General features: G+C 43.4%; 11 protein-coding genes. 9 read left to right on the top strand and 2 right to left on the bottom strand.

Going from position 1 to position 12,902, the window contains the following annotated elements:
* Nucleotides 1–9: 9 nt before the first annotated feature.
* The 8 genes from WQ57_RS00980 to WQ57_RS00945 all read left to right on the top strand — a co-directional run bounded on the left by WQ57_RS00980 (nucleotide 10) and on the right by WQ57_RS00945 (nucleotide 10,102).
* Entirely contained in the window at nucleotides 10–1,353 is a 1,344-nt protein-coding gene (locus WQ57_RS00980; protein ID WP_046521828.1) for a GH1 family beta-glucosidase, read from the top strand.
* Nucleotides 1,354–1,397: 44 nt separating this feature from the next.
* Nucleotides 1,398–2,405 carry a Gfo/Idh/MocA family protein gene (locus tag WQ57_RS00975; RefSeq protein WP_046521827.1) on the top strand — a complete coding sequence of 336 codons (1,008 nt, stop codon included), beginning with the start codon at nucleotides 1,398–1,400 and terminating at the stop codon, nucleotides 2,403–2,405.
* Complete coding sequence (locus tag WQ57_RS00970; protein WP_046521826.1) at nucleotides 2,405–3,376, top strand: Gfo/Idh/MocA family protein; 972 nt, start codon at nucleotides 2,405–2,407, stop codon at nucleotides 3,374–3,376. Before WQ57_RS00975 ends, WQ57_RS00970 begins: the two co-directional genes overlap by 1 nt.
* A gap of 81 nt (nucleotides 3,377–3,457) precedes the next feature.
* Nucleotides 3,458–4,366: an ROK family protein gene (locus tag WQ57_RS00965; RefSeq protein WP_046521825.1), complete on the top strand. Its 909-nt coding sequence runs from the start codon at nucleotides 3,458–3,460 to the stop codon at nucleotides 4,364–4,366.
* A 1-nt stretch (nucleotide 4,367) separates the two neighbouring features.
* Nucleotides 4,368–5,948, top strand: coding sequence for an FAD-dependent oxidoreductase (locus WQ57_RS00960; RefSeq protein WP_046521824.1), 1,581 nt, complete (start codon nucleotides 4,368–4,370; stop codon nucleotides 5,946–5,948).
* A 45-nt stretch (nucleotides 5,949–5,993) separates the two neighbouring features.
* On the top strand, nucleotides 5,994–7,823 hold the full coding sequence (locus WQ57_RS00955; protein WP_156183018.1) for a hypothetical protein: 1,830 nt from the start codon (nucleotides 5,994–5,996) through the stop codon (nucleotides 7,821–7,823).
* Between the two features lie 159 nt (nucleotides 7,824–7,982).
* The gene (locus WQ57_RS00950; RefSeq protein ID WP_156183016.1) at nucleotides 7,983–9,413 is read left to right on the top strand and encodes a hypothetical protein; all 1,431 of its coding nucleotides are present in this window, start codon (nucleotides 7,983–7,985) and stop codon (nucleotides 9,411–9,413) included.
* Between the two features lie 77 nt (nucleotides 9,414–9,490).
* Nucleotides 9,491–10,102 carry an SGNH/GDSL hydrolase family protein gene (locus WQ57_RS00945; protein WP_046521821.1) on the top strand — a complete coding sequence of 204 codons (612 nt, stop codon included), beginning with the start codon at nucleotides 9,491–9,493 and terminating at the stop codon, nucleotides 10,100–10,102.
* 67 nt (nucleotides 10,103–10,169) lie between these two features.
* Here the strand turns inward: WQ57_RS00945 and WQ57_RS00940 are convergent, their stop codons facing one another.
* Both WQ57_RS00940 and WQ57_RS00935 read right to left on the bottom strand, forming a co-directional pair.
* Nucleotides 10,170–11,069, bottom strand: coding sequence for a selenium metabolism-associated LysR family transcriptional regulator (locus WQ57_RS00940; RefSeq protein ID WP_046521820.1), 900 nt, complete (start codon nucleotides 11,067–11,069; stop codon nucleotides 10,170–10,172).
* 47 nt (nucleotides 11,070–11,116) lie between these two features.
* Nucleotides 11,117–12,181, bottom strand: a complete 1,065-nt coding sequence (locus tag WQ57_RS00935; protein ID WP_420912365.1) for a YeiH family protein — start codon at nucleotides 12,179–12,181, stop codon at nucleotides 11,117–11,119.
* A gap of 177 nt (nucleotides 12,182–12,358) precedes the next feature.
* Here WQ57_RS00935 and WQ57_RS00930 point away from each other — a divergent pair, with 177 nt between their 5' ends.
* A complete protein-coding gene (locus WQ57_RS00930) occupies nucleotides 12,359–12,805 on the top strand; it encodes a hypothetical protein (RefSeq protein ID WP_046521819.1) in 447 nt (148 codons plus the stop codon).
* Nucleotides 12,806–12,902 lie beyond the last annotated feature (97 nt).

Raw genomic sequence — 12,902 nt, 5'->3', positions numbered from 1 at the left:
GATGGAACCATGCCAATTATACAGTTTCCAAAAGGGTTGAAGTGGGGGACTGCAACCGCAGCTTATCAGGTTGAGGGGGCAGTGTCCGAGGATGGGAGAGGGTTATCCATTTGGGATACCTTTTCCCATACCCCGGGCAAGGTAAAAAATGGGGATAACGGCGATATCGCCTGTGACAGCTATCATCGTTATGCCGAGGATGTTGACTTATTGCACCAGCTGGGAGTGAATGTGTATCGCTTTTCTGTTTCCTGGTCAAGGATTTATCCGAATGGAAAGGGTGAACTAAACCCTAAAGGCGTGAACTATTACCATAACCTGATTGATAAGCTGCTGGAAAAAGGAATTGAACCAATGCTTACCCTCTATCACTGGGATCTTCCCCAGGCCTTGCAGGATGATGGCGGATGGGCGAACCGGGAAACCATTGACGCCTTTATTCTTTATGCCAAAACGGTTTTTAACGAGTTTAATGGCAAAGTGAAATATTGGCAAACCATCAACGAACCATTATGCGCCGCCTTTTTATCCAACTACCAGGGAGTTCATGCGCCAGGTTTTCAGGACTTGCAGTTAGCTGTTGATATTTCCCATCATCTGCTTTTGGCACATGGAAGAACCGTCCGGCTTTTCAGGGATATGAGGGTTGAAGGGGAAATTGGCACAGCCACCAATACAACCTGGAGGGAACCATTCAGCATTAAAGCAGAAGATATGGAAGCGTGCAAAAGGGAAATTGGCCTTAATATCGACTGGTTCCTCGATCCCATCATAAAGGGTGAGTATCCCGGATATATGGTGGAATGGTTTAAAAAGAAAGGTGCCGAACTTCCTATTAAAGAAGGCGACCTTGAGGCTATTCATCAGCCAATTGATTTTATTGGCGTTAACTATTATTCAGGCAATATTGCCCGCTATAAAAAGGATGCGGGATTACTGGATATTGAAAATATCGAGATTGATTATGACAAGACGTATATTGAATGGCCGATCTATGCGGACGGATTGTATAAAGTTTTTCATTATCTGGCAGAGCGTTATGGAGACATTCCATTATTTGTTACCGAGAATGGGGCTTGCTGCATTGATCAGCTTTCCGAAGGGAGAGTCAATGACCAGGATCGTATCAAATATTATCAACAGCATTTAACAGCTGTAAGCAGGGCGATTGAATCAGGCATCAATATCACCGGTTACCTCGCATGGTCGCTGCTGGACAATTTTGAATGGGCAGAGGGTTATGGCAAACGATTTGGTCTTGTTTATGTAGACTTCCATACAATGGAGCGAATCAAGAAAGACAGCTACTACTGGTACAAGAAAGTCATCGCCAATGGCTGGATGGAAATATAATTTCCGGATTCTGTAGGGAATTTAGCGAAAGAGGGATTGATCGTATGCAAAAGATATTATTGATCGGTGCAGGAACAATGGGGATGGAACATGCTTCTTCCTATAATTCAATGGAGAATGTCCAATTAGCTGGCATCGTTGATATCAGGAAGGAACGAGCTGCACAACTAACCGGCCAACATGATGCCAAAATCTTCCCAACCATGGAAGAAGCGCTGGAGAATCTGGAACAGGTTGATGTGATCGACATTTGTGTGCCAACTTTCTTGCATAAAGAATATGTAATGAAAGCAGCCGATTACGGAATTGATGTTATATGCGAAAAACCTTTGGCCTATTCGCTTGAAGATGCGAAAGAAATGATTAATTACTGTGACCAGAAAAATGTGAGATTATTTGTTGGTCATGTTGTCAGGTTCTTCCCTCAATACTCCAAAGCACGTGAGCTCGTTTTAAGTGGAACAATTGGAGATATCGGAGTGGTTCGTACGAGGCGCGGAGGCAATTTCCCTGCCGGATGGAGCGATTGGTATGCTGATAATACGAAAAGCGGCGGGATAATCCTTGATTTAATCATCCATGACTTCGATTTTCTGCGCTGGACCTTTGGAGAAGTTGAAAGAGTGTTTGCAAAAGGACTTACGGACCGGAACATTGAACACCTTGATTATGCTTTAGTCACTCTTGTTTTCAAATCAGGAGTGATTGCGCATGTAGAAGGAACCTGGGCCCATCAAACATTTTCCTCGCAATTTGAATTTGCCGGAAAAAGCGGCATTATCGAATATGATAGTTTAAAAGAAGAGCCAGTTTTACTCTCTATCAGACAACCACAGGAAGAAGAAGCTGGTGTCCCTGTTCCTCAAAGCCCTTTGAAAAAATCACCTTATCAAACAGAGCTTGAACATTTCCTGCAATGCTTAAGGAAAGATGAAAGGCCAATTGTAACAGCAGAAGATGCTTATAAAGCGATGGAAATTTCGGCAGCCGCCATTCACTCATTAAAAACAGGTTTACCTGTAACCTTGGGCTCCAAAGGGGGAGAGCTGTAATGAAGATTGGGATCATCTCTTTCGCCCATATGCACGCAAGCAGCTATGCCTCTGTCCTGAATGAAATGGATGGAATCACACTGGCTGGAATAGCGGACGATAACGAAGAAAGAGGTAAAGAATATTCGGAATTGTTCAAAACCTCCTATTATCAACACTATCAGGAATTATTGGAAACAGACATTGATGCTGTCATTGTGACATCTGAGAATAGTCTCCATCACCAGCATGTGATTGCTGCCGCCAAGGCGGGGAAACATGTGCTTTGCGAAAAACCATTAGCCACGAACATGAAAGATATGGAAGAAATGGTTTCTGTATGTGAACAAAATCAAGTTTTATTAGGAACAGCTTTTCCGGTGCGGTTCAATACTCCGGTTCAACAAGCGAAAAAGATGATCGACCAGGGTAAGCTGGGAGAAATTTTGGCGATTAAAGGAAGTAATCGCGGAACCAATCCTGGCGGCTGGTTTGTCGATAAAGCCAAATCAGGCGGCGGAGCGGTGCTGGATCATACTGTCCATGTTGTCGACCTGATGAGATGGTTCACAAGTGCCGAAGTAGCAGAAGTGTATGCCGAAATAGGAAGTGTCTATACGAATCTCCCTATTGATGATTGCGGGATTATTACAATGGAATTTACCAATGGAATGTTTGCCACCTTAGATTGCAGCTGGTCAAGGAATGCTTCCTATCCAACCTGGGGAGATGTGACCCTGGACATCATCGGGTCGAAAGGAAATCTTAAGGTAGATGCCTTTTCACAGAAGGTCGATTTATATTCTGATAGAGATGGCGTTAAATGGATTGGCTGGGGTGATGACATGGATGCCGGGCTTATTGAGGATTTTATTGCGAGTATTAAGGAAGGAAGGTCCCCGCTTGCCTCAGGACATTCCGGATTAAAGGCAGCAGAAGCGGCACTGGCAGCTTATCAGTCTTTTGAGAAAAAAATACCTGTGAAACTTTGAATATATTGAGGAATCAAGGGGAGCTTGATTCCTCGGATTTTTTATGACGCAAGAAATTCCTGGTGTAAAGGATGTGCAGAATTGAATACGGTTGGAGTGGACATAGGCGGGACAAAGGTAAAAGCGGGTATAGTGGATCCCCAGGGCCAAATCTTGAATCTTATTGAAGAACCAACAAACAAGCGGGATTTAGCAGGACAACTATTCTCCCTTATTGAAAGACAAGTTTCTATAAAGGAATGGAACATTGAGGGAATCGGAATTGGGACTGCAGGAAGGGTAGATGCAGCGGGGGCGATTCATTATGCGACAGCGAACTTGCCTGGCTGGATGGGAACAAAGGTGAAGCAGCTGGTGAAGGAGCGCTTCCATCTGCCAACCGTTGTGGACAATGATGCGAACTGTGCTGCCTACGCTGAAATGGAACTAGGTTCTGCTAAACAAGAGAGGAATTTTATTTGTATCACGATAGGGACCGGTGTAGGGGCCGGAATCATGATAAATGGGGAATTGTTCCATGGAGTGAACGGCGGAGCTGGAGAGATTGGGCATATGATCTATATTCCAGGTGGCAGGCCGTGCGGCTGTGGGAAAAAAGGATGCTGGGAGCAATATGTTTCGGGTACTGCACTAGCGCTGGATATAAACGAGCACAATGAATTGGCACATAAAAATATCCGTCCCGAAGACCTATTCGAGCTTGCGGCCGGGAAGGATCCTTGTGCTATGGAGGTTGTTGCCCGCTTTATTAAAAATCTCGCTGTTGGCATTGTTTCATTGCAAAATATACTGGATTTACATTTCTTCGTCATTGGAGGAGGTGTAATCCATTCCAGCCATCATTGGTGGGAGCTTTTAGTTAAAGAACTACAATCGATTACGGATCAGCCGCCGGTTGCAAGAAAAGCGCTTTTAAAAAATGATGCCGGCATGCTGGGCGCTGCATTATTGGCGAGGAACATTCCAGTGCTAAAAGGAAGGGGTGCATAAAATGACAGCTTCTCAGGAATTACATGCAGACCTCGTTATTATTGGCGGGGGACTTGGCGGATGCGCTGCTGCATTATCCGCTCTCCAATCTGGAAAAACGGTCATTTTAACGGAAGAAACAAAGTGGATTGGGGGCCAGATCACTAGCCAGGGAGTTCCGCCTGATGAACACCCATGGATTGAAAGCTTCGGAGCGACGAGAAACTATCGGGCATTCCGGAGAAAAGTCAGGGAGTATTATTTTCATCATTTTCCCGTTAAGAGTAGCGGGCGGATAAACGAACAATTCAATCCGGGAAATGCATTGGTAAGCAAAATCAGCCATGAACCGAGAGTAGCTTTGAGGGTGCTGTACGATATGCTGGCGCCTTTCCTGCATAGCGGAAAGCTCACTTTGTTGACGGAATTTAAAATATCTGACGCTGAAACGGTAGAAGACCAAGTGCTCGCCGTTACCGTTTCACATTCAGTAACAGGACAATCAATCCTGTTAAGGGGAGCTTATTTTTTGGATGCCACCGAAATGGGCGATGTGTTGCCTGCTGCCAATGTTGAGTATGTGATTGGAGCCGAATCCCATTCCGATACAGGGGAAGAGCATGCGCTCCGCGGGGAGGCAGAGCCCCTTAACATGCAGGCTTTTACTTATTGCTTTGCTGTGGATTACATCGAGGGTGAGGACCATACGATCGAAAAGCCTGCCCAATATGAATTTTGGAAGAATTATCAGGCTGAGTTTTGGCCAAATAAGCAATTAAGCTGGTGGGGCCTTGTGCCGCATACATTGGAACCCATTGAGTATTCACTTTTTCAGGAGCCAAACCGTTTTTCGTTATGGACTTATCGCAGAGTTATTGATCAAACCAACTTTGAGCCAGGAACTTTTCTGAGTGACATTACTATCGTGAATTGGCCGCAAAATGATTACTGGTTAGGTCCTATTATTGATGTGACAGAAGAAGAAAAGCAAAAGCACATTCACAACGCAAAACAATTGAGCTTATCCCTGCTGTACTGGATGCAACAGGAAGCACCAAGGCCGGACGGTGGCAGCGGGTATTCCGGTCTGCGTTTGAGAAAAGATGTCTTGGGCACCGAGGATGGGTTGGCCATGTATCCATACATCCGGGAATCCAGAAGAATCAAAGCAGAATTCACGGTAAAGGAACAGGATATCAGTGGTGAAATAGCGGGAAAGGATTCTGCCACTTATTTTGAGGATAGTGTAGGAATAGGCTGCTATCGCTTAGACCTCCATCCAAGCACTGGATTGGATACATATATCGACATTTCGGCATTTCCATTTCAGATTCCGCTTGGCAGCTTGATCCCGGTTCGAGTTCAAAATTTGCTTCCTGCCAGTAAGAATATTGGAACAACCCATCTTACGAATGGCTGTTACCGGCTGCATCCGGTGGAATGGAATATTGGGGAAGCAGCAGGACACCTGGCCGCCTACTGTATCGATCAAAAAATCAGGCCGCATGAAGTAAGAAATAACAGGCAGCACTTAAAGGATTTCCAGGCGCGATTAGTGAAAGCAGGAATTGAACTTGAATGGCCGCAAATCCATAAAGTATGAAGGGAGTGGATAGGATTGATCGCTCTTGTTGACAAAAGTTTGCGTATGAAGAGTCATGTGGACTTCACGAATTACTTTTCCGATATCAACCAACTGCTAAATGAGAGTCTCCTGCAATACCGCTTTATTTTTATCAACGGCAACGAGGACGGAATTCCCTTGAAACTCTCCTATGAAATGCTGGAGAAGCTCTGGACCTTTGTGGAACAGGGCGGTACAGTTTACGGGGAGTTGATTAATTGCGAGGATTTTCCGTCCTCCCGCCTTTTTGGATTCAAGCAGGATTTTGCTATGACTTATCGGCGTCTTGAAAAATTGACTGTTGCAAGGGAGAATCCCTTTTGTGAAAAAGGAGGGCTGCTTGAATGGCAAGGTCCCTTTTTAACCGGTTTTACCTTTGATACCGAGAGAATATTGGATATCGGCCATTTTAAAGAAACCCACAGAACGGAAACACAAGGAAACTACCCTGGAATTGTGGTCAAGAAACATGGAAAAGGGAAAGCGGTCTTCTCTGCTTTTTCCTTTTTAGGCAACGAACAAAACTGGACGCTGCGGCCTAACTGGTTATGGAATAAAGTCGTGAAGTGGCTGCAAATAGATTACGAAATGCCAATAAAAAAGATAGACCAGGTTATTCAGCTATCAAACAAAATCGATATGGAAGAAACACTGGAAAAGGGCATGAACTGGTTTTTATCCTCGGGTATTTTACCAAAGGAGGATGGAAGCCACGGAATATATGAGAATGTGCATTCCATCCGGAGTAATATCAGCGAGGATTTTCGACCGGATTGTCATGCTCATTCAGCCATGCTGTTTTATTTATATGGTGAATATAAGGGGGATAGTAAATGGATTGAAAGGTCGGCTAATCTAATAAATTATCTATTTGAAGAAGGCTATCAGGATACAGATCCTACTTCAGTTACATATGGGTTTTGGAAATGGTTCCACAGCCCAAAGAGGAAGCCGGATCAAATGTTCTCCGATGATAATGGCTGGGTGGCACTTGTCCTTTTATATCTTTACCGAAAAACAGGGAACACCGAATATAAAAATAGAGGGCTTTTAACGGCGTATGCTCTATTGGACACGCAAAACAAAAATGGCCTGCGCCCGGAATGCATCCGGGAACAGGAATTGATGGAGAAAGGCAAAGGTTATTTTCAACAATCAGCGGAAGCCAGCATGAATCCCCATTTTGAAGCGATCGTCCATGCTGCTTTTATACAAGCTTATTATGTTTCCAAAGATGAAAAGTTCCTCCAGGTTGCCCATCAAGGTACATTAACACTGCTCGACAATAAAGAAGATTTAAAGTTTATGTACAGTAAAACAGCTGGTTACAGCAGGTTCCTATTATCCTTAGCCCAAGTGTATGACGTTACCAAGGATGCCGCCATTCATAAAGGTTTATATGAGGCCATTGAGTATTTGTCCCAAAAACAGCATGAACTGGGTGGAATTGAGGAAAGCGACAATCCGAACCCTGAGCGATATGGAATGGAGGATACAGGTGTTTTCCGATTCAATGGGGAAGGGATTGCGGATCAGTTATATACAAATAATTTCTTAATCATGAATGCCTGGGAAGCATGGAAAGCAACTGGTGACCCAGCCGTCCAAAAATTGCATGACAACCTTGCCCGTTTTATTTCCAACATCCAAATTACATCGCCGCGTAAGGAATTTGATGGTGGATGGATGCGTTCCTTTGATTTGGAACACAGTGAGTATTTTGGGAATAATGGTGATACTGGCTGGGGGGCCTATGTAATCGAAAGCGGATGGACCAATGCGATCATCCTTTCAGGACTCCTTTTAAAGGTTATGGACCAATCATTGCTTATTCTTGATAAAGAGGAAACGTAAGGAGGGGTGTCTGTGCCGATTATTCAATGTACTATTTTAAACAATGAACAGCCTGTGAAATTTGCAAAGGAAGAACTGCAAAAGTATGCAGAGATGGTCCCACTGCACACCCATTTGTCTTTTGTGCTGGGATTGGATCAGGATTTTGTCGAAAGGGGATTGCTGAAACAGCCGATTTTTCAAGCTGACTCTTCCATTGATGCCTTTCAGCTCATGGAAAAAGAATGCGAGATTTATATTCTGGGTTCAAATCCACGATCCGTGCTTTTTGGTGTCTATCATGCTTGCAAGAAACTTTTCGGCTATAAGTGGGTCAGTTTTTTATCGAAGGAAAAAGCAGAATGCCAGACCCATAGATTCGAACCGGCAAGGATCCATAGCGGACTCATGAAAAGAAGAGGTTTGGTTGTGGAAAACCATGATGACACAGCCTTTCTTTTAAAGCTGATAGACTGGGCAGGAAAGCATTATATCAATGAATTGTTTTTTACTTTTATGCTATGGGACAAAGTGAGAGGTACGGTTGAAGAAGAGATTGTGAAACGAGGGTTGTCCATCACCCTTGGCGGACATAGTATGCATTATTTATTAAATGGGACAGCACTTTCACAGAAAGAACAGGTTGATTTTACGGATGATAGCTGGAAGAGCCTAATTATTAATAAAATAAAAGATTATGATACAAAAGAATCCATCAACAGAATATCCTTATGGCCGGCTGATATTGGGATAGAAGGTGAACAGCATTTTTTAGCCCGCTATATGGAATTTACCGAACAAATTCAAAAACAGCTGCCTGAAATGGAGGTTGAGCACATTGCCTACAATGCAGGATTATCGTGGGATATGTTAGAGCTTCCAGATAAGCTGGAAAGCTCGAAGACAGTTAATACGCTATTTGCTTTTTGGGGCAGGAATTACAAGCAACCCTTCTTCAAGGAAGAAAGGGCCTATGAAGCATTGCAAAAATGGTGTCATAGTGCAAAAGCGAACCAAATGCAGGTAACCATTTTTGAATATTATAGCGATCATTTTATGTTGGGTGATTTGTTTCCTCCTTTGTTTTATAGAGTAAGAGATGATATGGAGCTGTATTCCAGCTTGGGGATTGATAATATGGTTAATCTTATCGTTCCTTATGTTCCCAAAGAAAATGCCAACGAAAAGGATAACCTATATCCTTGGGAATCACTTCAGTTAATGAATAGCTATTATTTTGCCCGCACAGCGTGGGGAGATGCTTTTGAGGATATTGAGGCAGACTTTTACTCTATATTCGGCAAGAAGCAAAATGAAGTAAAAAAAGTACTTAGCAAAATGGAGTCAGTACTCTCGGGAGTGTCGAAATGGAATATCCCCCTTTTTCCGCAACGACTTATTGATCCGGAAAAAATGGAAAGTGATGAGAAGGATCGTTTTGTTATCGCAGATTTAAAAAATTGTAAAAAAGAGATTGAAACTTTGGCGGGAATTCCCAATCAAAAAATAGATGATCCATACACCATGATTTCGTTTTATGTGCATTACGTGCGGGAAAAATTAGATGAATATTTAGTAAAGTGGAACCAGAAGAAGGAGTGTAAAAGGTAAGGCGGGTAAAACATTTATGCTAAGTATGATTGATATCCAGGTGGTTTGCGCTTTTACCTTAAATATTGGAGGGAAACATGAAACAGCGAATTGTCTTTATTGGTGACAGTATTACATGGTGGGGAATCACTACGGAAGATAAGATTGGAACTGGCTATGTGCGGTTGCTTCATGATTATTTAAAGCTCAGCTATCCAGAGCGGGATATAGAAATCATTAATAAAGGGATTAGTGGGAATCGCATTTTTGATTTAAAAGAACGATGGGAGCAAGACGTTATTTCCTTACACCCTGATATTGTTTCCATATCCATCGGCATCAATGATGTTGCAAGGCAATTTGATTCTCCTGATATCAATCAAGTAACACCTGAGAAATTCGAGGAAACGTATGAAATCCTCATTCAAGATGTTCTGAATAAAACCAATGCTTCCCTGGTTTTAATGGAGCCTACGGTGATTAAAGAAGATAGCCAGTCTGAAGGCAACCAGAGGCTTAAATTATATGTTGAAATAGTTAACAGACTAGCAAATAAATATAACGCATCACTTGTCCCGGCACATAAGGCCTTTGTTCAATTTATAGAGTCGAGGAGCGACCTTCCGCTCACAGTAGATGGCGTCCATATGAATACGATGGGGAATATGCTCATAGCAAAGACTTGGATACAGGCAGTAAATTTAAAATAGGATTAAAAAAGCTTGTGAAAAGGCTAATAAAGGAAGCAGGTTAAATAGATTCCATGCATGAATCCATTCATGCCTGGAATCTATATTTCCTTTCCATCAGTTCAATCAGCTTTTTGCTGGGAAGCTGGAGAGATTCATGGTCATACACCATATAAAAACTTCGGAGCAAGCGCACGTTCGCGATTTCAATGTACCTTAAGGTCTTTAACTCCAGTTCCTTTTTGACGGCTGACTTGGATAAAATCGAAATTCCCAGCCCCGCTTCGACAGCTGATTTGATTGCTTCCGTATGCTTTAGTTCGATTACGACTTTAAGCGTGGACGGGTCAAGATGGTTTTTTCGCAGCACGTCCTCCATGACTTGTCGTGTTCCCGAGCCTTTTTCACGGATGATGAACGGAAACTTGAGCAATTGTTCAATGCTGATCTGGTCTGGCACAGCTGTATGATGGGCAGTGGAGGCCACGACGATAAGCTCATCCTCTGTAAACGGGATTTGTTTCACATGTGGATAGGAAAGCATGGACTCGATGAACCCGAGATTGATTTCCTGATTTTTCAGCTTTTCGACGATATGATCAGAGTTGAAAATGTTGAACTGAATATTCACCAAAGGGAATAATTGGTTGAATTCCGCCAGAATAAAAGGGAGGAGATGTTCCCCGATCGTCAAGCTTGCGCCAACCTTTAAATCTCCGTGGACAGCCTCTTTCAGCTCTTGAAGGACATTGGTCGTTTCATTCATTAAGGCTAGCATTTTCTTCACTTGTTTATATAAAATCTCACCGGCAGGAGTCAGGGAGATTTTTTTTGTTGTCCGCTCAAATAATTGGCAGTCCCATTTTTCCTCGAGATACTTAATTTGCAGACTTACCGAGGATTGGGAGAGGTGGAGGTCTTTGGCTGTTTGCGAAAAGCTCTTATTATTGGCCGCCACATAAAACACTTTTAAATAATCAAGATTCATAGTCTGCACGCTCCTGGTTCCCGTCTGATTCTATTGTACCAAAATCCCTATGAAAAGAACCGGAAGATCCATAACAAAACCGGTGTTATCGCGAGCAGGCCAAGAAATCCAATCACCGCCACTCCAATTGGCTTTATCCCTACCTTAACAAAATCAGCATATTTAATATTGATGCCAAGACCTACCATGCCCATGGCCAAAAGGTAGGTACTCAGCAATAGCAAAACTTCTGTGATCTTCTCGGGGACAAGCTGGAAGGTGTTGATGAGACTGACAAATAAGAAGCCAAAGATAAACCATGGGATGGGCAGTTTTCTGTCTGTTTCTTGGTGTGCCCGTTCTTTTCGATTCATGAAAAAGCTGATGATTAACGCAACGGGAATCAATAAAATCACTCTTCCCAATTTGACCAGGATGGCTGTTTCACTGCCTGCGTCTCCGCCGGGCACCGAAGCAGCGACCACATGAGCCAGCTCATGCAAAGTGGCCCCAACCAGCATCCCGAATTCACTCTCGTTCAAGGGCAGATAGGGGAATAGGAAGATGAAGAGAACAGCTCCTATTGTCCCCAATACGGCAATGCAGGATACAGCGATCGCGGTCTGCTCTTTTTTGTTTTGGATAATCGGTGCAATCGCCACGATGGCTGCAGCCCCGCAGATGGCCGTGCCCGCAGCGAGCAGCATTGCCAGGTTCCGGTCAATCTGAAAAGCTTTTCCCAGGGATAAGATAAAGATCATCGTGAAGGAGATGACGAGTGCATCAATGATGAGGATGGAAGGACCAGCAGAACTGATATCGGCAAAATTCAAACGAAATCCGAGTAGGATGATCCCTGCGCGCAGCAGGAACTTGCTGCTGAAATTCGTGCCCAAACCTATGTTCAAGGACTTTGGCAAAGCAACAATATTGCCCCATAAGGCACCCAATAATATAGAGAGAATCATAATGCCCATTATCGAGAAGAACGGCAGGGCTGCAATCTGGCCAGCAATTACGGCGAAAACGAATGTCACGAGGATGCCAATGGCATATCCCCTATAATCCCTCTTTTGTTCCGGCTCACCCATCGGCTCCAAATAAAGAATTTTCTCAGCACCCAATTGCCTCACACTCCAATGTATACCGTTTGATTCTACGGTATCATAAAAAACCCTTTCCATTATTCCGATTGTTCAATGTGACTTATTGGATATCCTAATAGCACATTATTCTGATGGAGTTTAGGGGTTTTTCCTATAAAATAAAACTATGAATAATAAACCAATCGTATATGGAGGAGTGAACCGATGGATTACAGTGTGGGAATTTATAAGAATATCAATGACAACACTATTTTCCTGATACCTGATGGCTTCGACCAGCATGGCATTCGTACCAATATCAATAAACCAGCTGTATTGAAAGAACCATATGAGCCTGCAATCATTGGCAGGAAGCTGAGAGAATGCTTTGAGGTTGCTGTTAACCGTCAGTATACCGATGAGGATCTGAAAGCCATCGTAACCAGGCTCGTCACTGGGGAGAAAAGCGATAAGAAAATCGTGAAGGAGCATCTATTTCAGTGGGTGTTCTTCAACAGCGAAATGGGATACGAATTTGAACCGAAAATGAAAAGCAAGGATGGCCGCGGGTATACGGCCATCCCCAATACCTCGCCATTAGCAGTAGACGGTGGTGCAGACGATCTCAAGTTAGGCAGCGCCGTTTTGCAGACATTTGAAGCTTGCAGGTAGGGAAAAAGGGACGAGCCCTGTTCTTCTTTCTGGCAGAAGCGCTCGATCGCAAGGGTTTTATATTTAAAAATTAGGTATTTTCTTAAACGAAAAAGAT

The sequence above is a fragment of the Mesobacillus campisalis genome (genome assembly GCF_000986785.1).
Taxonomy (GTDB): Bacteria; Bacillota; Bacilli; order Bacillales; family Cytobacillaceae; genus Mesobacillus_B; species Mesobacillus_B campisalis.
The sequence above is the reverse complement of the archived record's forward strand: the minus strand, read 5'-3'. Positions and strand labels throughout refer to the sequence as shown.